At 60.0% G+C, this 21440-nt stretch carries 24 protein-coding genes; 10 read left to right on the plus strand and 14 right to left on the minus strand.

The window, feature by feature from the left end:
- Position 1 precedes the first annotated feature (1 nt).
- Both H6F58_RS15490 and H6F58_RS15495 read right to left on the minus strand, forming a co-directional pair.
- A complete protein-coding gene (locus H6F58_RS15490) occupies positions 2–616 on the minus strand; it encodes an FABP family protein (protein WP_060702243.1) in 615 nt (204 codons plus the stop codon).
- A gap of 254 nt (positions 617–870) precedes the next feature.
- Complete coding sequence (locus H6F58_RS15495) at positions 871–1611, minus strand: hypothetical protein (RefSeq protein WP_146275742.1); 741 nt, start codon at positions 1609–1611, stop codon at positions 871–873.
- Positions 1612–1686: 75 nt separating this feature from the next.
- On the opposite strand from H6F58_RS15495, the gene H6F58_RS15500 reads away from it, so the two are divergent.
- From H6F58_RS15500 to asd, 9 genes are all read left to right on the plus strand, one after another.
- On the plus strand, positions 1687–2406 hold the full coding sequence (locus H6F58_RS15500; protein WP_335334219.1) for a response regulator transcription factor: 720 nt from the start codon (positions 1687–1689) through the stop codon (positions 2404–2406).
- Positions 2407–2458: 52 nt separating this feature from the next.
- Positions 2459–3415 (plus strand): mycothiol synthase, encoded by a 957-nt coding sequence (gene mshD, locus H6F58_RS15505; RefSeq protein ID WP_195182106.1) that lies wholly within the window; start codon positions 2459–2461, stop codon positions 3413–3415.
- An 84-nt stretch (positions 3416–3499) separates the two neighbouring features.
- A complete protein-coding gene (locus H6F58_RS15510) occupies positions 3500–5716 on the plus strand; it encodes an RNA degradosome polyphosphate kinase (RefSeq protein ID WP_060702247.1) in 2217 nt (738 codons plus the stop codon).
- Positions 5716–6723, plus strand: coding sequence for an NUDIX hydrolase (locus H6F58_RS15515; protein ID WP_171918765.1), 1008 nt, complete (start codon positions 5716–5718; stop codon positions 6721–6723). Before H6F58_RS15510 ends, H6F58_RS15515 begins: the two co-directional genes overlap by 1 nt.
- A gap of 134 nt (positions 6724–6857) precedes the next feature.
- Entirely contained in the window at positions 6858–7190 is a 333-nt protein-coding gene (locus tag H6F58_RS15520; protein ID WP_195182107.1) for a GNAT family N-acetyltransferase, read from the plus strand.
- A 73-nt stretch (positions 7191–7263) separates the two neighbouring features.
- Positions 7264–8067: a thymidylate synthase gene (locus tag H6F58_RS15525; protein WP_195182108.1), complete on the plus strand. Its 804-nt coding sequence runs from the start codon at positions 7264–7266 to the stop codon at positions 8065–8067.
- Positions 8064–8639, plus strand: a complete 576-nt coding sequence (locus H6F58_RS15530; RefSeq protein ID WP_146275749.1) for a dihydrofolate reductase — start codon at positions 8064–8066, stop codon at positions 8637–8639. Before H6F58_RS15525 ends, H6F58_RS15530 begins: the two co-directional genes overlap by 4 nt.
- Before the next feature lie 7 nt (positions 8640–8646).
- Positions 8647–8874, plus strand: coding sequence for an NF038396 family protein (locus H6F58_RS15535; RefSeq protein ID WP_060702251.1), 228 nt, complete (start codon positions 8647–8649; stop codon positions 8872–8874).
- Between the two features lie 112 nt (positions 8875–8986).
- Entirely contained in the window at positions 8987–10105 is a 1119-nt protein-coding gene (asd, locus tag H6F58_RS15540) for an aspartate-semialdehyde dehydrogenase (protein ID WP_195182109.1), read from the plus strand.
- Positions 10106–10190: 85 nt separating this feature from the next.
- Here asd and H6F58_RS15545 read toward each other — a convergent pair whose 3' ends face one another.
- The 12 genes from H6F58_RS15545 to H6F58_RS15600 form a co-directional block, all read right to left on the minus strand.
- Positions 10191–10721, minus strand: a complete 531-nt coding sequence (locus tag H6F58_RS15545) for a GNAT family protein (protein WP_195182110.1) — start codon at positions 10719–10721, stop codon at positions 10191–10193.
- 45 nt (positions 10722–10766) lie between these two features.
- Positions 10767–11828, minus strand: coding sequence for a UDP-N-acetylmuramate dehydrogenase (locus H6F58_RS15550; RefSeq protein WP_146275751.1), 1062 nt, complete (start codon positions 11826–11828; stop codon positions 10767–10769).
- A gap of 53 nt (positions 11829–11881) precedes the next feature.
- Complete coding sequence (locus H6F58_RS15555; RefSeq protein ID WP_348536404.1) at positions 11882–13111, minus strand: MFS transporter; 1230 nt, start codon at positions 13109–13111, stop codon at positions 11882–11884.
- Positions 13087–13527 (minus strand): MaoC family dehydratase, encoded by a 441-nt coding sequence (locus tag H6F58_RS15560; RefSeq protein WP_146275756.1) that lies wholly within the window; start codon positions 13525–13527, stop codon positions 13087–13089. Before H6F58_RS15560 ends, H6F58_RS15555 begins: the two co-directional genes overlap by 25 nt.
- Before the next feature lie 2 nt (positions 13528–13529).
- A complete protein-coding gene (locus H6F58_RS15565) occupies positions 13530–13976 on the minus strand; it encodes a MaoC family dehydratase N-terminal domain-containing protein (protein ID WP_195182111.1) in 447 nt (148 codons plus the stop codon).
- Between the two features lie 97 nt (positions 13977–14073).
- Positions 14074–14349, minus strand: coding sequence for a hypothetical protein (locus H6F58_RS15570; protein ID WP_060702258.1), 276 nt, complete (start codon positions 14347–14349; stop codon positions 14074–14076).
- An 89-nt stretch (positions 14350–14438) separates the two neighbouring features.
- Complete coding sequence (locus tag H6F58_RS15575; RefSeq protein WP_146275758.1) at positions 14439–15380, minus strand: DUF2797 domain-containing protein; 942 nt, start codon at positions 15378–15380, stop codon at positions 14439–14441.
- 52 nt (positions 15381–15432) lie between these two features.
- A complete protein-coding gene (locus tag H6F58_RS15580; protein WP_060702260.1) occupies positions 15433–16245 on the minus strand; it encodes an ABC transporter ATP-binding protein in 813 nt (270 codons plus the stop codon).
- Entirely contained in the window at positions 16245–17345 is a 1101-nt protein-coding gene (locus H6F58_RS15585; RefSeq protein ID WP_348536405.1) for an iron chelate uptake ABC transporter family permease subunit, read from the minus strand. The genes H6F58_RS15580 and H6F58_RS15585 overlap by 1 nt, the downstream gene beginning before the upstream one ends.
- Complete coding sequence (locus H6F58_RS15590) at positions 17342–18385, minus strand: iron ABC transporter permease (RefSeq protein WP_195182112.1); 1044 nt, start codon at positions 18383–18385, stop codon at positions 17342–17344. The genes H6F58_RS15585 and H6F58_RS15590 overlap by 4 nt, the downstream gene beginning before the upstream one ends.
- Before the next feature lie 57 nt (positions 18386–18442).
- Positions 18443–19492, minus strand: coding sequence for an iron-siderophore ABC transporter substrate-binding protein (locus tag H6F58_RS15595; protein ID WP_195182113.1), 1050 nt, complete (start codon positions 19490–19492; stop codon positions 18443–18445).
- A gap of 194 nt (positions 19493–19686) precedes the next feature.
- Positions 19687–20460, minus strand: coding sequence for an AraC family transcriptional regulator (locus tag H6F58_RS15600; RefSeq protein ID WP_171918762.1), 774 nt, complete (start codon positions 20458–20460; stop codon positions 19687–19689).
- A 230-nt stretch (positions 20461–20690) separates the two neighbouring features.
- On the opposite strand from H6F58_RS15600, the gene H6F58_RS15605 reads away from it, so the two are divergent.
- Positions 20691–21422: a GTP pyrophosphokinase family protein gene (locus tag H6F58_RS15605; RefSeq protein ID WP_195182114.1), complete on the plus strand. Its 732-nt coding sequence runs from the start codon at positions 20691–20693 to the stop codon at positions 21420–21422.
- The last annotated feature ends 18 nt before the right edge of the window (positions 21423–21440 follow it).

Raw genomic sequence — 21440 nt, forward strand, 5'->3', positions numbered from 1 at the left:
GCTAGTTCACCGAATCTTCGGCGGCTACGCGCTTGAGGGCCGCAGAAGCGTGGGCCTGCAGATCCAGGTTGCCCTGGGATACATCCCAACGCCAGAACAGCTCGCCGTTCACCAGCCCGTAGATGCGGGTAGATGATGCATAGGGCTTGGCGTTCTTGCTGCGCAGAAGGCCTTCGGTGGCCAGCTGGATGCGCGGGCCATCAATCAGCCCGTAGTAGAGCTCGGAAAGACCTCCAGGATGCACGATGTGCGCCTGGATCTTGAAGCCTTCGTCGGTGTGCAGCTTCTGCACGTCATCGGCTGAACGCAGTACCGGGAAGATGTCGCCTGGGGTCATTCCTGGGCCAGCGTCGGCATCTTGCTGCTGGCGATCCAGGGACCAGAAGCCGTTTTCAACGGCAAGAATCCGCAGCTTGGTTCCGTCGGCTTCAGTGAGCCACGATTCGCTGCGATATTCAAGATATGGGCCGCCAACGTCACGGAAAGTGACTTGCTGCCAAAAGTACCCATCCTCGGCTTCGCCTTCGCCAAGCCGTCCAGCACCTTCCCAAGTGCCAATGAGCCATGCGAAAGGTACTAGTTCCGGGGTGAGGTCCGTAGGGAGATCAAATGCCATGGACTACTCGCTCCTATTCGTCAGTGGTGAAATGAAAAGCAGCGCACACGTTATTGTGTGCGCTGCTTTTACTTCTGACCTTGGAAGAGGCGCTTTACTACCAAGCCTGCGAAGCCCGCCATGCCTAGACCGGCGATCACGACAAGTGCCTGGAAGAAAATTTCGAGTGCAAGATAATTTTCATTCATGGCTTCATCTTAGCGCGACAAGAACCATAACTTCGACACGCGTGACATACCCCGCACGATGTTGCGCTATATGAACGCCAGGACCTCCATGGCGTACCAGCTGGCAGCACCACTGAGCAGGATGATTCCGCACGACAGGCCAAGGATCCCGCTGACATTGCGCACGCTTTTGCTCGCCAAGGCGAGTGCTCGCAATGAACCGACGAGCAGGCCTGCCAGAAGGCCCATCACGGCACCTTGGAACCACAGGATATCTATGGGAAGCGCACTGGCGGCAGCACCCAGAGCCACCGCTACCAATGGCGCCAGCAGCATCGTGATCCGATTCGGCAAGCGGGTGACGACGACTGCGCCAGCCCCAAGCAGCGAAATGACGGTGACGACGGTGAGCCCAAATCCATAGCCAACCAGCGCGCTGGCAGCCCACGCTGAGCCCAGGACGGCCAGCACCATGCCAGTGACACCAGACACGACGCCTGCGAGGCGGCCTTCGGCTTCTGCTCCACGCAACACCTGGCTGATGAACACCAACAGCACGCCAACCGCGATGGCTTCCACGCTATGTGACATCACCGAGGCACCGGGCATGAAAATTGTTGCGGCGGTGGCAGCAAGCGAGCACAACGCAAGAATTATGGTGATGGGCCACGGCGCATCGGAGCGGACCATGCGCGGCCAGGTGTAGGCAAAAACCAGCTGTAATATTGCGGTGACCGCGCCCATGGGCCACGTCAGGGAAGACAGGCTGGATGCCAAGGTCAATAGGGCAACAGCGATGAGCCCACACAATAAAACTTTGATTCTCAATCTATGTTTCCTGACGGTAATGTGTCTGCATCTGCGTGTTCACATGCATGATTCAACGGATTCATTCCTTATACTGTGACACGTAAAGATGATTTATTCGCAACCAATTGGCAGGAGGACGACCTATTGGCCCACCTACTGCTACTTAGCAATCATGCCGAAAATGCGGCCGAAGTTCTTCCGGCACTCGAATTACTACTGCATGAAATTTCTTTTCTCCCTGCAAGCACCGAATCACTGAGCCAAGTTCCAGAATGTGATGCCGTCATCTTGGATGCACGCACGGATCTGATTCCAGCGCGATCGCTGGCACAGATCCTTCACGCGAATCTGAATTTGCCGCTCCTGCTGGTGGTCAGCGAGGGCGCCTTGGGCATCTTGAATTCTGAATGGCATGCAGCCGACTTCCTGCTGCCGTCGGCCATCCCGGCTGAATTGGATGCCCGCATCCGCTTGATGCTCGCAACCAATCCCAACACTGCCCCAGCTCCGGAACCAGCCGAGAACACCTCGGGCCTGCGCATCGATGAGCTGAGCTATACCGCTCGCATCGATAACCGCATGCTGGATCTGACGTACAAGGAATTCGAGCTCCTGAAGTACCTCGCTCAGTTCCCGGGACGGGTGTTCACTCGCGAACAATTGCTGCATGAAGTTTGGGGTTACGACTACTACGGTGGCACTCGAACTGTGGATGTTCACGTCCGTCGCCTGCGCGCAAAACTGGGCACTGATCACGAACAACTCATTGGAACTGTGCGTAACGTAGGCTACCGTTTCCACACCGAAACATAACTTTCAGCCATTTTGTGGCGAGTTCAAACCTTCACCCACTATCGTGAATGGCATGAGTGAACTGCCGCAGACCACAGTATCCGTTCAACACGTGACCGCTGAGCTAGACGAACGCACCCTGAGCGATGTGCGCCAACTGGCTTCAGACGCCCAGGACGTCGATGGCAATCCCCCGCTGAGCGACCAGACGCTGGTTGCCCTGGCAGCGGATGAATCCGGCGACAACATCACCACGTTGCTCGCCGAAGTCGGAGAGGGCGCGGAGGCAGTTCTCGCAGGCGTTGCCGTTCTGGTGCGTGAAGCACAAGATCAGCCATGGGTGATGGAACTTGTGGTGCATCCCGAACACCGCCAGTCAGGTATTGGCCGCGCCTTGCTGACCAAGCTCAACGAGCTGGTGGACCTGACCACGGTTCAGGCGTGGGCTCACGGAGACCATGAAGCAGCCAAAAAGCTGGCAGCAAAGATTGGCCTGAGCCGAGTGCGCGAGCTCTACCGCATGCGTCGCGAAGGCACCGATTTTGTTGAAGAGCCACCGGCTGATCGCCGCTTTACCGTTCGCACCTTCCGGGTCGGTGAAGACGAGCCCGCCTGGCTCGAGGCAAACTCAAAGGCCTTCGCCCATCATCCCGAGCAGGGTTCGCTGACCCTTTTAGATCTTGACGCCCGCATGGCCGAGGATTGGTTTGATCCTTCCGGCTTCTTCCTTGCCTTCGATGCTGAGCAGAACCTCTTGGCCTACCACTGGACCAAGCTCCACCCTGCCTCCGGCGATGCCATTCGCCCTACCGGCGAAGTTTATGTCGTCGGCGTTGTCCCCGAGGCGCAGGGCATGGGATTGGGCCGGTCTTTGACCATTGCCGGCATCAACTACCTGCTGGAGCTCGGAGTCGATGCTGTCATCCTCTACGTTGATGCCGACAACGAACCCGCCGTCAAGCTGTACCGGTCGCTGGGCTTCACACTTTGGGACGCCGACATTATGTACGGTCCGCAACCGATAGACTAGTAGTACCAGCGGTTTCGTGTACCAGCAGGACCGCTCTCACGAGGTGTTTTGACATCTACTCGCAGGAAGAAATGAGTTCAGCAGATGACTAGCTCCCCCCAGGAAACTACTTCTCACTTACGCGACGTTCCCTCTTCGAAAGTCAACGAAGACAGAATTGAGCCAGCTGAATCACTTCCGGACCTGCACCCCGCGGGCGAATTCCACAACGAGCGTTTTCTCGATCGCGAACTGAGCTGGCTGCACTTTAATGCCCGCGTGCTGGAACTGGCCGAGGACACGACACTGCCGCTCCTGGAGCGCGTGAACTTCTTGTCCATCTTTGCCTCGAACCTCGATGAATTCTTCATGGTTCGCGTCGCCGGCCTCAAGCGCCGCATTGCCGCAGGGCTCGCAGTGCCCGCAGCCAATGGCATGAATCCGGTTGACCAGCTTGAGCTGCTGCTGTCCTCCGCCCACGCGCTGCAAACGCGGCACGCAAAAGTATTCTCCGATTCGGTCACTCCGGATTTGGCTGAGCAGGGAATCCGCATCACTACCTGGGAAGATCTCTCGGCAAGCGAACGAGACGTGCTCTCCAAGTGGTTCGTCTCCCAGGTCTTCCCGGTGCTCACCCCGCTGGCCGTTGACCCGGCACACCCTTTCCCCTATATCTCAGGCTTGTCGCTGAATCTTGCCGTGGTCGTCCGCAACCCGCTGACCGGCAAGCAGCTCTTTGCCCGCCTGAAGGTTCCGGACACCATCGCGCGCCTGATCAGCATTGACGGCACCCGTGCCGCCCATTCATCGCATCGCACCGCGCGTTTCATTCCCCTTGAGGCGCTCATCGCAGTGCACCTTGAGCTGCTCTTCCCGGGCATGGAAATCGTTGAACACCATTTCTTCCGCGTCACCCGCAACGAGGATCTTGAAGTCGAAGAAGACGACGCGGAAAACCTGCTCCAGGCTCTGGAGAAGGAGCTGTTGCGCCGCCGCTTCGGCCCACCGGTGCGCCTTGAGGTTGCCGATGACATCAACCCGGAAATCATGGAGTTGCTAACCCGGGAATTGGCGGTCGAAGAAGACGAAGTCTTCAAGCTGCCAGCCCCGCTGGATCTGCGTGGACTCGGCGTCATCGCTTCGCTGGACCGTGCCGAATTGCATTACACGAAGCACATGGGCCACACTTCGCGGCACTTGAACGAGTCGGAAACGGCCAAGGCAGCCAACGTATTTGCTGCCGTCCGCCGGCGAGACATCTTGTTGCACCACCCGTATGATTCCTTCTCCACCAGCGTTCAGGCGTTCTTGGAGCAGGCTGCTGCCGACCCGAAGGTCATGGCGATCAAGCAGACCTTGTACCGCACCAGTGGCGATTCACCCATCGTCGATGCTTTGATTGATGCTGCCGAAGCTGGCAAGCAGGTTTTGGCGCTGGTGGAAATCAAGGCCCGCTTTGACGAGCAGGCGAATATTTCCTGGGCGAGGAAGCTGGAACAGGCCGGCGTCCACGTCGTATACGGCATCGTGGGTCTCAAGACCCACTCCAAGTTGTCGCTGGTGGTGCGCCGCGAAGGCGACAAGCTGCGGCGCTACTGCCACATCGGCACCGGCAACTACCACCCGCGCACCGCTCGCTACTACGAAGACTTCGGACTGCTCACTTGTGACGACGCGGTCGGCGAAGACGTGTCCAAGCTCTTCAACCAGCTTTCCGGGTACGCTCCGCGCTCCACCTACAGCCGTTTGCTCGTGGCCCCGCGTTCGGTGCGCACCGGCTTGCTGGCACACATCGAAAAGGAAATCGCCAACGCAAAGTCGGGCCTTGAGGCCAAGGTGGTCATCAAGGTGAACTCCATCGTTGACGAAGCGATTATCGATTCGCTGTACCGGGCCAGCCAGGCAGGTGTCAAAGTTGAAGTGATTGTTCGCGGCATCTGCGCCCTGCGCCCAGGAGTCCCGGGTTTGAGCGAAAACATCGAAGTGCGTTCCATCCTGGGCCGCTTCTTGGAGCACAGCCGCGTCTTCATGTTTGCCAACGCCGGAGACCCGCTGGTCTACATCGGCTCCGCCGACATGATGCACCGCAACTTGGACCGCCGGGTCGAGGCTTTGGTCTCCCTGCGCAACCCAGAAGACGTTGAGGACCTGACCAATCAGCTGGAGCTCTACATGGCCGACTCCACGGCCTCGTGGCACCTGAATTCCGACGGGGAATGGATCCGCCATTCCCAGGATGAAGAAGGCAACCCGTTGACCGATATCCAGTTCTGGCTTATCGAAGACCATGCCCGCCGACGCAATAGTGGACGTAACAGCTAGTGATCGAGCCTCAACTGCACGAAGCCGCTTCGCGGGTTCGTGAGATCATCCGCTCGGTGGATGCCGAGGAAATCACTCTCGGAGACTTTGACATCGTCGCCGCCGGCGCGATCCCCTGGCGGATCGTCGATGGCAAATTGCAAGTGCTGCTGATTCATCGGCCAAAGTATGACGACTGGTCGTGGCCCAAGGGCAAATTGGATCCGGGCGAGTCCATCGCCGAATGCGCCGTGCGCGAAGTGCGTGAAGAAATCGGACTGCGGATTACACTCGGCCTCCCGCTCTCGGCTACGGCTTACTCGGTGAAGCAGAAGTCCAAGGTGGTGTACTACTGGGCGGCCAAGACCGATCCGCAAACATCCATTGATCCCGATGGCGCCGAATGCGACGACACTCGGTGGGTCAGCGCCAAAAAGGCTGCGCAGCTGCTGACCAATCCCACCGACGCGCAACCGCTGGTGGATCTGGTCAAGGCCCACAAGGAAGGGACGCTTGACGCCCTTCCCGTCTTGATAGTCCGGCATGCCAAGGCCAAGCCCCGTGGAAACTGGACCCGGGCCGAGGACGAACGCCCTTTGGCAGCCACCGGCCGGCGCCAGGCACAAGCGGTTTCCCGCATGCTCGAAGCGTGGCAACCAGCCAATATCGCGTCTTCCCCGTGGCTGCGCTGTGTCCAGACCTTCGCCCCCTACGCCACCTTGCACGCGATGAAGATGAAGAACCTTCGGTCGCTCACCGAACATGCCGCAACACGGCACCCGGAACGCGCGCGCCGCGCCGTCCAGAAGCTTTTCGATAAATATCGCTCCCAGGCCATCTGCACGCACCGGCCGGTCCTGCCGTTCGTTTTGGAAGTCCTGGCTGATAACTCGTCGGCTGAATTGGTGAAGTCCCTGCCAAAGGATGACCCCTATCTTGAGCCCGGATCGCTGATTGTCGCCCAGCAGGTGCAAGGAGCAAAGCAGCGGATCGTCTCCTTCGAGATCCACAACCCGTTCCACGACTGATTTCCTGCTCGGCCCTGCCTCTCGGCGGGGCCTTGCCATATTCTCCATAACTGTTCAAAGCCGTTGCATTCGGCTCCGATTAGGGATAAGACTGTAATCAGCAAACGTTTTTAACCCGAAATCGAGGTACGGTCATGACTGCTCAACAGCCGCGGCAACCAGTGGAAAAAGTTGTTCACCATGGACTGCGCCTTGACCACGACGGAAGCCGCGGACGCTTTTCGCTGTGGCATGGTTCCACCTTCGTGGGCTTCCTTGGCTATTACCGGGAAGGTGACGTCGTTACCCTCCAGCACACCATCGTCAATGAAGAATTCGGCCGTCGCGGATATGCCCGCGCCTTGGTGACGCTGGTGCTGGATCGCTTCAAGAATGAAGGCTTGAAGATCATCCCCGAGTGCAGCTACGTCCAGGATTACCTGCGCCGCTATCCGGAATACAACAGCATGGTTGTCAAGAAGAGCTAGTTTCCGCCACTGCGAGATGTGTCATCAAGCCCAGTAGTTCACGGTGCGGTTGCCGTGAACTAAACTTGGGTGGGTGAACATCGCGACACCCTATGAAGACCTGCTCGAAGATGTGCTGGCGAACGGCACCTCTAAAGAAGACCGCACCGGGACCGGAACCATTTCCGTCTTTGGCCGCCAAATCCGCTTTGATCTTCAAGACTCATTTCCGCTGATCACCACGAAAAGAGTGCACTTCAAGTCGGTCGCGGCTGAACTGTTGTGGTTCTTGCGCGGCGAATCCAACGTGAAGTGGCTGCAGGACCAAGGTGTGCGCATCTGGAACGAATGGGCCGACGAAGACGGCGAGCTCGGACCGGTGTACGGAGTCCAGTGGCGCAGCTGGCCAACGCCCGATGGCGGCCACATCGACCAGATTTCCCAGCTGGTCGACTCATTGCGCAACAATCCCGACTCTCGTCGCCATATCGTCTCGGCATGGAACGTCTCCGAGATCCAGAACATGGCGTTGCCGCCATGCCACGTCTTCTTCCAGTTCTACGTTGCCGACGGCAAGCTCTCCTGCCAGCTCTACCAGCGCAGTGCAGACATGTTCCTCGGCGTGCCATTCAACATCGCTTCCTACGCCTTGCTGACCATGATGCTGGCACAGCAGCTGGATCTTGAGCCCGGGGAATTCATTTGGACCGGTGGCGACGTGCACATCTACACAAACCACCTGGAACAGGTCAAGGAACAGCTGCGCCGGGATCCCTACCCGTACCCGACCTTGAGCTTCACTTCCAAGCCTTCCTCAATTTTTGAATACACGCTGGAAGACTTCACGATCAACGATTACCAGCACCACCCGACGATCAAGGGAACTGTCGCAGTATGACCGAAGCACCACGCCACGCTGAGAGATTAGAACCACTGCTCGGAGCTATTTGGGCCCAGGCCAACAACGGGATTATTGGCGCTCAGGGCACCATGCCGTGGCATGTGCCAGAAGATCTGGCGCACTTCAAGCGCATCACTGCTGGACACCCGGTGGTCATGGGGCGCACGACGTGGAATTCATTCCCCGCAAAGTTCCGCCCGCTTCCCGGACGCACCAACATTGTGCTGACCGGCCAAGCCGAGCTGCATGAGCAGCTGCGCAAGGACGGGGCCGTTCCGGCATCGACCTTGGATGAGGCCTTGGCTTTGGCCCGCAAGGCTGAAGGCGGCGAAGAGGTGTGGATCATTGGTGGCGGAAAAGTTTATGCCCAGGCGCTACCGCTCTTGGACGTGGCGGTGATTACCAAGCTGGATCTGGAGCCAGCTGGTGATACTTCTGCCCCGCAGCTTTCCGGCGACTTCGCTATCGGAGCCACCGAACCTGCACAAGATCCGGATGAAGCCAACTGGCATGCCTCCTCCACCGGTATCCGCTACCGCTTTGAAACCTGGCTGCGCCAAAAGGACTAGGACAACCATGAAAAAATACCTCGGAGAGCTCAAGCAGCACCCGGAAGCACTATTCGTTCTCGGCTACATGCTTTTCCCGCTGCTGGCACTGGTTGTCGCGGCCCTCGGCTTCTTCATGGTGCTGGGCGGGCACAAGATCTTCGGCTTGGTCCTCTTGCTGGTCCCAGCGCAGATCTTCATCTTCTCGGCCGTCTGGGCCATTAATAACCGCAAGCGCCTGCTTGAGGAAAAGTAAAACTTTTGCTGTACCGAATCACACCTGAACCCTGCTGGGGCTTGGGTGTGATTCTGCTTTAACTGCTGTAACGAACCGGGCTCCATAGCCTGATCGCCCCTACCATGGAGACATGACTTCATCTGTTGGTTTTGTAGGTTACCGTGGCATGGTTGGCTCCGTGCTGATGCAGCGCATGCTCGACGAGGGCGACTTTGCGCAGATCGATCCGGTATTTTTCTCCACGTCGAATGCCGGCGGCCAGGCACCTTCCTTCGCCGAAGGCGCCGGTGCGCTAGAGGATGCGTATGACATCCAGACGCTGTCCAAGCTGCCGATTATCGTCACCGCGCAGGGCGGAGACTACACAACCAAGGTCCATGCAGAACTGCGCAAAACGGGCTGGGATGGCCTGTGGATCGATGCCGCGTCCACGCTGCGCATGAATGACGACTCGGTCATCGTCCTGGATCCCGTGAACCGCAGCGTCATCGACCAGTCCCTTGAATCTGGCGTGAAGGACTTTGTCGGCGGCAACTGCACCGTCTCGTGCATGCTGATGGGCTTGGGCGGGCTGTTCAAGAACAACCTGGTCGAGTGGGGCACCGCGATGACCTACCAGGCCGCTTCCGGTGGCGGCGCCCGCCATATGCGCGAGCTGCTCACCCAGTTCGGCGACATCAACGCCTCGGTAGGTGCCGAATTGGCCGACCCGGCCAGCGCGATCCTGGACATTGACCGCAAGGTGCTCGAAACCCAGCGCGGCGCTTTGGATGCTGCGCAATTCGGCGTCCCGCTCGGCGGCTCGCTGATCCCGTGGATCGACGCCGATCTGGGTAATGGCCAGTCCCGCGAAGAGTGGAAGGCCGGCATGGAGACCAACAAGATCCTGCAGACCTCGGGCGAGGACCACATCATCATGGACGGCCTGTGCGTGCGCATCGGCGCCATGCGCTCCCACTCTCAGGCGCTGACCTTGAAGCTGAAGGAAGACCTGCCGGTTTCCGAGATCGAGTCCATTCTGGCGGCCGACAACGAGTGGGCCAAGGTCATTCCCAACGAAAAGGAAGCGACCATGAACCAGCTGACCCCGGTGGCTGCCTCCGGCACCTTGGACATCCCTGTGGGCCGAATCCGCAAGCTGGAAATGGGCCCCGAATACATCTCGGCCTTCACCGTGGGCGACCAGCTGCTCTGGGGCGCCGCTGAGCCGCTGCGCCGCATGCTGGCCATCGCACAGGGCCGCCTCTAAGCTCCCTGGGTCATCCAATAATTACGGCTCGGGCCGGAACAGGAATCTGTTCCGGCCCGAGCCGTTTGCCTTGCCGGTCGGCAACTTACATCGACCGCGAAAATTCGTGGCGAAGCAATGAATAAATGTGCTGGTCATGCCAGCGGCCATGACGCCACTGGGACTGCCGGATAACCCCTTCACGGCTGAATCCCGCTTTTTCCAGACTGCGCTGCTCGGCAATATTCCCAGCTGCCGTGGTCGCTTGGATGCGATGGCGCGGGTAATGGGCAAAAAGGTAGTCGGCCAGCAGCCGCTGGGCTTGGGTTCCATGGCCCTGGCCCCGGTGCTCAGCGAAGATCCCGATCGCGATCTCCCAGCAGGCCGAGGTATTGGCCCGTCCCCAACTGGTGACGGTGAACCAATCAACTTTGCCGATGGTCTGCTCCCCCAGGCAGATAGCCAGGGCTCCATCATTGCCGCCGATAAATTGGTCGTGGCTCAGCCGGGTGCGCAGCTTCTGGGTATCCCAGAATCCAAACCATTGGGATTCGCCGGCTCCTTCGAGCGACTGGAAGTTTTCCTCGATTAAATCGATATCGCCGCTGGAGAGCTTGCGCAAGGTCAGTTCTGGCATCAGCGTGGCACTTTCTGGATAGGTACAGCCCTTGGCCCCAGGCTATTAAAGCTCCAGGCCGATGAGCAATGGCTCGTTGACCAGCATAATCCCAAAGCGTTCTTGCACCCCGGCACGCACAGCGCGGGCTATGGCCACAATGTCCGCGGCCTTTGCCCCGCCTCGGTTGGTGATGGCCAGGGTGTGCTTGGTGGACAGCGAGGCACGGCCATCTGCCACGCTGAAGCCGCCGGTGCCTTCAAGCCCGTAGCCCTTGCCGAAGCCCGCCTGGTCAATCAGCCAGGCCGCGGACAGTTTCACCATGCCTTCTTGCGGCACCGGGTAGTTCGGGGCATTTTCCGGAAGCCGCTCAAGGACCCCGGCATCGACGATCGGGTTGGTGAAGAAGGAGCCGGTGGAGTGCGAGTCGGGATCCTTCGGGTCGAAAACCATTCCCTTGGAACGGCGCAGTTCAAGAACCGTCTGGCGCACCAGGAGCGCGTCGGCACGATCGCCGGCCTCCACATCCAAGCGCCGGGCCAGCTCGGCGTAGCGGATCGGCGCCGACAGGCTCTCGCGCTCAAGCAGGAAGGCAACTTCCAGGACCACGTAGCGTGGCGATCCGTCATTGCTGGTTCGCTTGATGACCGAATCGCGATAGGCAAATTCCAGCTGGGAGTTATCCAGCTTGAGCACCTGGCTGGTTTGGCGGTCGTAGACCCTGGCCCAAGCCAGCGCCTGGGAGACGTCTGCCCCGTAGGCGCCGACGTTCTGCACTGGCGTGGCTCCGGTGCATCCAGGAATTCCGGAGAGCGCTTCAAGGCCGCTGAGCCCCTGGACGAGGCTGTATTCAACAGTGGCGTCCCAGCTTTCACCGGCGGCAGCTCGGAGCAGGACTTTGCCCGATGGCTGTTCGTCGAGGTGCAGGCCGCGGGTGGCGATCTGGATGGCCACGCCCGGGAATCCTTCGTCGCTGATGACCAGGTTCGACCCACCCCCGATCAGCAGGACTTTCTGGCCCGCGCTATCCGCAGCTGCGACAGCTTGGGCAAGTTCGGCCTCGCTCGTGGCGGTGACCAGCTGATGCGCGGGCCCGCCAACGCGGGTTGTCGTCAGGTTTTTCAGCATTGATTCCATGTGCTTTCAGTGTCGAGGCCATAGCGTGCAGCCAGGTCAACAATCTAGTTTTCGGTTGCTTCGTCGTGTTGCGGATATCCTGCGGCATTCGAAGAGAGGATGAATGCGACAACGATCAGCAGGGAGATCGAGCCCAGTGCTGGCAGCAGGCCAATGGCCTGGGCCAGCAGGCCCAGCAGTGGCGGGCCGCCGAGGAATGCGCCATAGCCGATGGTGGAGACCACTGCGACACGCGTGGCGGCATGCAGCGGATCATCGGAGGCGGCGCTCATTGCCAGCGGGAAGGTCAAGGCCACGCCCATGCCCCAAATGGCCAGGGCGGCAAAGGCCAGCGGCAGGCTATTGCCAAAGGCGAAGAGCAATACGCCGATCAATGCGCTGATGGCGCTGGCACGGATCATGGTGACCCGGCCTAGCCGCAAGATCAGGTCGCCGGACAGCAATCTGGTCAAGGTCATGGCCGTGACAAAAATGCCATAGCCGATCGCTCCGGTTGCTTCCGTGGTCTGATACCCGTCGGCCAGGGCCAATGCCACCCAGTCCCCCGCAGCGCCTTCGGCGAGCGCCATGCCCAAAACCAGCACGCCGAGCAGCACGGTCTGCGGTTCGCTCCACGCGCGCCGCAGCGATGGGCCATTGGATGTGCGCGGGGTGCGGCTGAAGTCTTCACCGAAGAACTGCGAGCTGTAGAGCACCGTGCCGATGATGAGCAGGCCGATCAGCCCATAGTGGTATTGAAGCGGCAGGCCGATGGCGGCGGCCAGTGCGCCGATCCCGGCGCCGATGACGGTTCCGATGGAAAAGAATCCGTGCAGGGCCGGCATGATGCTCTTGCCCAGGGCCCGTTCCATGGCAGCGCCCTGGACGTTCGAGGCCACATTCCACGAAGCGGTCCCCAGCCCCTGGGTGAACAGGAAAATGCCGCAGGCCAGGGTGCTGCCCAGGACTCCGGTGCTGAATCCGACCAGGAGCAGGGAGCCGCCGCCGATGGTTGCGGCAATGCGCATGACGTTGGCTGCGCCCAGGCGCAGCACCAATTGGCCTGAGACCGAGACGGACAGGAAGGAGCCTGCGCTCATGCACAACAGGAGCAGGCCCACGTTGGCGTGGTCGAGGTCAAGTGCGTCGCGCACTGCTGGCAGCCGCGAGACCAGGGCGGAGATCAATAGTCCGCTGGCCAGGTAGGCTGCCATCAACGCGTTGCGCCAGCGGGTTGCCAGCTGGTGCGCATTGCCGTTTGGGTGCATCTCTAGAGCTGCACCACTGCTTGGCACTTGAGCAGCACCTTGCTGTCGCTGGCGGTGACGGCCAGATCGATGCGGGCGGTGCGCTGCTCGCTATCGAGCGCGCCGACCTTGCCTTCCACCTGGATGCTGGTGCCTTCAAAGTCTCCCGGGTTGCTGCCCTCGGGATCTTCGACCACCACCGGCTTGGTGAAGCGGGTCTGGTAGTCGATGATGGCTCCGGGGTTTCCCACCCACTGCGATACCAGGTCGATGACCGAGCCCATGGTGAACATGCCGTGGGCGATGACCGAGGGAAGCTCTACTTCCTTGGCGAAGCGCTCATTCCAGTGGATCGGGTTGAAGTCCCCCGAGGCGCCTGCGTAGCGTACGAGGTCCGCGCGGTTGACCTGCACGGTGCGGGAACCGATGACCGTTCCCTTTTCAAGGCTTTCGAAGTCGATCATGCTTAGTCCTCAGCTCGTACCAGTAGCGATGAGATGGTGATGGCGACCGATTCGCCGGCCACGGTGGTGATTTCCGCGCGCGTGGTGATCATCGCGCCGGCGCCCATTTCGCGGACCTGGTCAACGTGCAGTTCTGCAACCAGTTCGTCGCCGGCGACAATTGGACGGTGGTGGGTGAAGCGCTGGTCTGCGTGGACCACCCGGGAGAAGTCGATGCCCGAGGCCGGGTCGGCAATCAGCTGCGCGTCGGCGCGCTGTGCCACGATGATGGCGAAAGTTGGGGGCGCGACCACGTCGGCGTAGCCCAGCTCCTGGGCTGCCTGCACGTCGAAGTGGGCTGGCGAAGTGGCCTTGGTTGCCTGAGCGAATTCGCGGATTTTTTCGCGTCCTACCTGGTAGGACTCTCCAGCGGGGAATACGCGCCCCACTAGTTCGGGATTGATGCCCATGGATTCTCCTGAACGTTGATGTAGCTGAAAATGACGTGCTGGAGCAAAAAGTGTTCCTGCTCTGGCCCGACATCTGCGGTGTGGTTCGATCTAAAACTTACTGTGCGTCGTCGGCTGAGCGCTTGGAAGCCCGTGGGGCGGCCAGGCCGTTCTCGATGCGCCACTGGCGGGCGTCCTTGGCCCGGACCATCATGCCGGCGATGTGGCAGAGCATGCCGACGAGCATGATGCCGATGGCGGTGTACACCGTGGGCAAGGATGGAATGTTGGCGCCGATGATCGCCAGGATGATGCCGATTCCCATGATGGCCATGGCCGTGAAGACGAGCTTCTTATAGCGTGGTGAGGCAGCTTCCCAAGGAGTGTTGGTCATGGATCAAGTCTAGTTCAGCTCTGGCGTCAGGGCTCATTGGCGCAACGGCATTTCCTCGTGACTCCACCGACAGGGTCTGGACGATGAATCTAGAACAACGCCGACTGCTCTTCCCTGAATTCCCCGCGTTCCTCAGCCAGATCCACCTGGCGGGTTTTCAGCTCGGCCGCATCAAGCAGGCGCAAGGTGGTGCCATCCCCGCTATCGGCCATGATGCTTTGGCCCAGCACCCCTCGGATGCGCAGCTTGTGCCGCGCACCGGGCACCGGGGAGGACCAGGCGTGCAGGGCGCGGGTGCTCCACGCATCGATGACCGGGCGGGCGAAGCCCGGTTGCTCCCAGAGCTCATCACGCAGCTGGACCCCGTAGGTTTCCAGTCCCCGTTGGGCAGCCAAGAAGTCGCGGGCCTGGTTGGCTGCCTGGCCATTGATGGCATCCAGCTGCTCGTAGTCAACCTCCCAGCCGACCAGCCCCTTGATCTTGGATTTTTGCCGCACCTGCTGGCTCAATCCCACGTGCTCAGTGACCAGGTCTTCAAGTACCCGGATTGCTGTGCCATCGTTGGCGCGGGCAATGTAGCGGGCAATCACTGCTCCCTGCTGCGCCAGGCGGGTCCATTGGCTCTGGGTCGAGGTGGTTCCCACCTTGGTGGCACCGTGGGCGAAGCTGGCGATATACAGGAAATGCGGCTGCTCCAGGTATTTGCGCATGCCTTCGGGGGCTTCCCCCGTCTTGTGGAAGTGGTGCATAAATTTGGAATGGTCCAGCCTGCGGCAGCTCTCGCACTGGGTGCCGGTGCGCAAGGCCTTGGTTTTGGGGCATGGCAGGACATTGCGTGAGCCGTCGCGATTCATAGTGATGTAGCCGAGGCAGAATTTCAGGTCCCCGACGACCAGGCTCAGCGAGCGGTTCAGCTCCAGGTATTCGGTTTTCCAGTTCTCCCCGGTGCGCAGCCGGAGCATGGGCGCCTGCTCATGCTGGGAGAATCCGATGCCGTGGCAAAGTTGCCGGGAAACGCTAGCGAGTTCCATCAATACCTTCCTGAAGCTATCCCTACAACCTTAGGGCACGCCGCATTGCCGGCTACGCTCCGGCATGCTCCAGCATGTGGTGCCGTCCTGCCGGCAGGATCAATGGCTTGAGGGTGCTCGGGTCGGCAATCACCTGGCACTGAAGCCCGAAGACCTCGTGGACCACCTGTGCGGTGAGGATGTCTTCCGGCTTGCCCTGCGCGCGGATGGAACCATCGCGCAGGGCAATGAGGTGGTCCGAGTAGCGGGCGGCCAGATTGAGGTCATGGAGCACCATCACCACGGTGGTCCCGCGTTGCCGGTTCAAGTCGGTGAGCAGATCGAGCACATCCAGCTGGTGGCTGACGTCCAGAAAGGTGGTGGGTTCATCAAGCAGGAGCGTCTCGGTGCCCTGGGCAAGCGCCATCGCAATCCAAACACGCTGCCGCTGCCCGCCGGAGAGCTCATCTACCGGGCGGTCGGCTAATTCCACGGTGTTGGTGACTTCCAGGGCCTCGGCCACCGCGGCATCGTCGTCTTTGCTCCAGCGGGCAAACAGGCCCTGATGTGGTTGGCGTCCCCGGCCCACGAGGTCCGCGACCGTGATGCCTTCTGGAGCGATCGGGTTTTGCGGCAGCAAGCCAAGGATCTTGGCCAGGGCCTTGGGCTGCATTCGGTGGATGTCCTTGCCATCGAGCAGCACCTGGCCTGCCTTGGGGTGCAGCAGCCGGGACATGGAGCGCAACAGGGTGGATTTTCCGCAGGCGTTGGGGCCGACGATGCAGGTGATCGCGCCCGGCGGAATGCGAAGTTCCAGGCCGTCGATGATGGTGCGTTCGCCGTATCCGACCCGCAGGCCGGCAACGGTCAGTTCACGAGGTGGCATTAGAGCGAGCCTCCAGCCCGATTGGTTCGAATGATGAGGTAGACCAGATACGGTGCTCCGAGCACCCCGGTGATAACTCCCACCGGGAATCTGGTGCCCAGCAGGTATTGGCCAGCAAAGTCTGCAACAAGCACCAGCAGCGCGCCGATGAGGGCTGCCGGGATGAGCTTGGAGCCGCGGGCCCCGATGATGCGGCTGGCAATGGGACCCGACAAGAACGCGACAAAGGCGATGGGGCCGGTGGCGGCGGTGGCGAAGGAAATCAAGCCGACGGCCGCCATGATCACGAGGATTCGAGTGCGCTCTACCCGCGTGCCCAGCGCAGCAGCGGTGTCATCGCCCATCTGCAGGCTGTCCAGGTGCCTTGTCTGGCTCAATAGCACGGGGCCGAGCACGCAGAGCGCGATCAACGCTGGCATGGTTTCGCCCCAGCTGCTGCCGTTCAGGCTTCCGGTCAGCCAGCGGGTGGCTTCCTGCAGGTCCCACTGCCCAGCCTGGGTCAGCACCCAGCTGATCAGCGATTCCAGCATGGCTGCCACGCCGATGCCAACCAGAATCAACCGTGTCCCTGCCGCACCGCCCTTGTAGGCGAGCAAATAGATCAGCGTCGCGATCAGCAGTCCTGCCACGATGGCGAAGACCGAGACCACGGTCCCTGACAGCGACAGGATGACAATCGCGAAGGCTGCGGCTGCGGAGGCACCGGTGCTGATGCCAATGACGTCGGGGCTGGCCAATGGATTGCGCAAGAGGGTTTGGAAGCTGGCCCCGGCTAGTCCGAAATTCAGGCCGGCGATCAGGGCGATGGCGGTTCGCGGCAGGCGCAGCGTACCCACGGTGAAGCTGGCACCGGGCACCTTGTGCCCTTGGATCACTTGCCACACCTGGGCTGGCGAATAGTTGGTTTGCCCCAGGCACAGGCTCAGCACGATCATGGCCAGCACCAGCAGGCTGAGCACTGCAATGATGATTCGCCGCTGCTTTGAGCGCTGGTTGCGCGCCCCGCGCAACCGCTGGATCAGGGCTGCGCGCTCCTGGCGCACGATGGTCGCTGCTTGGACACCGGGCTGGGTTGCGGTGCCAGAAATGGAAGTGTTCACAGTTCTCGCACCTTAGAACGGCGCACGATGATGATGAATACCGGGGCGCCAATCAGTGCGGTCAGGATGCCGACATCCAGTTCTCCGGGCCGGGCGACAACCCGCCCGATGATATCCGAGAGCACCAGCAGCCCGGCTCCGGCCAGGGCCGAAAAAGGCAGGAGCCAGCGCTGGTCAACGCCGACCAGCAGGCGGCACATGTGCGGGACAACCAGCCCGACAAAACCGATGGGACCCGCCATGGCGGTGGCAGCGCCGCATAAGATCACGGCCGCCAAGGCTGAAACGGCTCGAACGGCCATGACCTTCTCGCCGAGGCCGGCAGCCAGTTCGTCGCCCAGGGCCAGCGAATTCAGCGCATTGGCGCTGCCAATGGCAATTGCCAGCCCCACGGCCAGGAAGGGCAGCATGGGCGCAACGTTGGCGAAGGTGGCTCCTCCAACGCCTCCTATTTGCCACGAGCGGATGATGTCGGCCAGGTCTGCGCGCGGCAGCGAGATCGCGGTGACAAATGATGCCAGCGCGGCAGATGTTGCCGCCCCTGCCAGCGCCAATTTCAAAGGCGTGGCTCCCCCACGTCCCATGGAGCCGACCACGTAGACGAATACCGCGGCAATGGCGGCTCCCAGGATGGCGGCCCAGATATACCCGTGCGCGGTGCTGATGCCAAACCAGGTGATGCCCATAACCACTGCGAGCGAGGCCCCCATGTTCACGCCGAGGATGCTCGGATCAGCCAGGGGATTTCTGGTGACTGCTTGCATGATCGCCCCGGAGAGTCCCAGCGCTGCGCCGATGACCAGTGCCAGCACTGTTCGCGGCACACGTTTGACGACGGCCGCTTGCGGCACGTTGCCGCTGTGTCCTAGAAATCCTGCCCAAATGTCTGATGGAGCCACGTGCCTGGCGCCGATGGAAACTGATCCAACGGCCAGTACGAGCACTATCAGGATGGCCATAACCAGCCAGAACAGACGCCGACGGCGTGGCTGGCGAAGGGGTGCGCCAGCCACGCCGCGACGGGTAGCAACTGCATTCATAGTGAGGTAATTCCCCGACCTTCAACTTTCGGTGCATGCATCGAAGCCAATTGGCGGCTACTTGCCTGCTTTGGATGCTGCTTCATCTAGCAGGTCAAGGTAGTCATCGAGCACCCATGAAATTGCCAGCGGGGTGGGGTTTGCCGCGGTGCCCAGCGGTCCGCTTCCATCAAGGGCCACGATTGCTTCGTTCTTGACTGCCGGCATCTGCGACAGCAGCGGATCTGCTTCGAGCGTGTCAATGAGGGTGTCGTCGCCGTAGGTGACAATCACATCGACGTCTGAGAGCTCGTCAACGTTTTCGGCTGAGATTTCACCGGAGAATTTCACTTCGCCGCTGGAGGCTTCTGCCACTGCCTTGGGAGTGGTCATCCCCAGGTCGTCAAAGAATGCGGTACGGGTGTCGTGCGTAGTGTAGTAGTTGACCGTGGACAGGTCCGCTGGGTCTACGTGAGTCACGAACATCACCGATTTTCCGGTGATATTGGGGTGCTTTTCGAGACCTTCAGCAATGTCCTGTTCAATGCCCGCGATCATTTCCTTGCCTTCGGCTTCTTGGCCCATGGCTTCGGAGCTGAGTTCAATATTCTCGCGCCAGCTGGTGGACCATGCTGCTTGAGGGTAGGCCACCACAGGAGCGATTTGGCTCAGGGTGTCGTAGTCTTCCTCGGTGAGTCCCGAGTATCCAGCCAAGATCAGGTCCGGGTTGGAATCTGCCACGGCTTCAAAGTCCACGCCATCGGTTTCGTCGAAAAGCACCGGGGTGTCTCCACCGAGCTCGGTGAGCTTTTCCTCGACCCATGGCAGGATTCCGTCGCCGTCATCATCACCAAAATTCGCTGCGGCCATTCCCACTGGGACGACGCCTAGCGCGAGTGGAACTTCTTGGTTGGACCAGTTCACGGTGGCAATGCGTTCGGGCTTCTTGGAGATCTCTGCCGTGCCCAGGGCATGTTTGATGCTCTTTGGGAAGCCTTGATTTTCTCCGGATGCAGCGGTGGCCTGTTCGTCAGAACCCGTTGCGGCTGATGAACATCCTGTCAGCGCTAATGCACCTGCGGCGATGAGGGCGGCAGGTTTCCAGAAGTTGCGGCGTGATGCGAGCATGGGTGATTCTCCACGAGGTGTCAGCGAGTGTGCCCAGCAGGGAGGGTGCTTATTAGTCAGAGAACCATTGCCCGTAATAGGTGCAAGTCTCGTTTAGCAATCCACTTAGGTGAGCCTTTCCTCTCTATCGTATTGATCGCATGGAATGTTCGCAATCACGCGAAATTGACAATATTCGCCCAAAACGGACACGGCTATTTTGAATCGCGGAAAGTTGAAAGCGTAAATCCCGTATTCCGGCGAAATGCTGCACCCAGTGAGCTCTGGGAGCTGAAGCCAAGCAGTTGGGCAATATCCTGGAGGTCATCACCCCGAGCCACCATTTCCATGGCTTGCTGCGCATGCAATGAGGCGACCCACCGTGAATAGCCGCTGCCCGTTTCAGCTTGAAACGCCCTGGAGATCGTTCGCCCGCTGACCCCCAACCGATCAGACCATTGCTGAAGGCCTAGCGCGGGCTGGGGCTCATCGACCATGCCACTGACTATTGGCTGCAGCAGATCCGCCTGTGGCATATGAATGGACAGATGTCCTGGTGCGGGTTCCAAATTATCCATCGCGGCAGCTTCTGTGATGGCACGCGATGTTGGATTCAAGCCCGGATCCGCCAGACGCTCCAAGAGCAGCCTCAACAGAGGTGTTATGACGACCGGAACAGGCTCCAGGGCAATTGGCTCAACACTGTCGATCCCGAAATGGCTCATATTGCACACGCTGCCGGCGCAAGCCCGGCCTTCATGCAAGGCCCCGGCTGGCAGCCAGACACCTAGCACTGGCGTAATGGTCCACATTCGCGGGCCGACGCTCACTGTGGAAGCGCCACGCTGATTCCATAGCAGCTCGTGTGTTGGGTGGGAATGCGACGGCCAGCAAGTGTCGACGTCAACGCGCTCTTGAAAAAACCCGATAACGAACGGAACGTCGATAGCGCCTGCAGCGTAGGCCGGAAGCTTCCGTTCTTCAATCATGACCGCACCTCAGTTGCCTAACGCTCCACGTCCACCCGATAGATTCACGACTTCTTCTGGCCCAATTCTTAGATGGATGACCTACGCTAAAACTATAGAGCGTTCGTGTCTGTTGACATCGCCCCAACCTGCAGAGGTGATTTAGGATTTCCACTCCAAACCCAGAAGACAACGGCGGCGTTATCCCGCTGCCTTCTACGGCAAACCTGAGTTCAGGCGAACTACAAGAAATGACCCAGGCATTCCGGCTACAGTTCCAGCGATTCATGATGGAATACCAGTTTGCCGTCGACGAAGTTCTGACCAAAGTCTCGATTCTTCGTGAAGAGTTCCTCTACCTGCACAAGTACAATCCCATCGAGCACATTACCTCCCGGGTAAAAACTCCGGAAAGCATCATGCGCAAGGTGAGCCAGAGGAATATCCATCCTTCCCTCTCAGCCATCAGGGAGAACATCAGCGACATCGCCGGTGTCCGAATCACCTGCAGCTTTGTGAAGGACATCTACAAGGTGCTCAATACCTTGACCGCGCAAAATGACATTCGAGTCATCCAGATCAAGGATTACATCAAGAATCCAAAGCCAAGCGGTTACAAGAGCGTGCATGCCATCGTTGAAATCCCGGTCTTCCTCTCGGACGGACCGGTGAATGTCATTGTTGAGCTGCAGATCCGCACTATCGCCCAAGACTTCTGGGCCAGCCTGGAACACAAGATCTTTTACAAGTACGAAGGCGAAGTCCCTGCCTATTTGGCTTCAGAACTTGCCGAAGCCGCAGCCGTAGCCACCAAGCTTGATATGCAGATGCAGCGACTGCATACCGAGGTTCATGGCCACGATGCCAACGACGAAAACGCTAACGGGCAAGAAGTAGACGCGGAGGTAATACAAGGACTGCTCATGCTTGCCAAGGAAGCTTCAACGGGCAAGGACCACCGCGACAAGGGCGCTACCCAGTAGCGCTAGTCCAAAAAAACA

It is taken from the genome of Glutamicibacter sp. FBE19, assembly GCF_015524875.1.
GTDB classification, from domain to species: domain Bacteria; phylum Actinomycetota; class Actinomycetes; order Actinomycetales; family Micrococcaceae; genus Glutamicibacter; species Glutamicibacter halophytocola.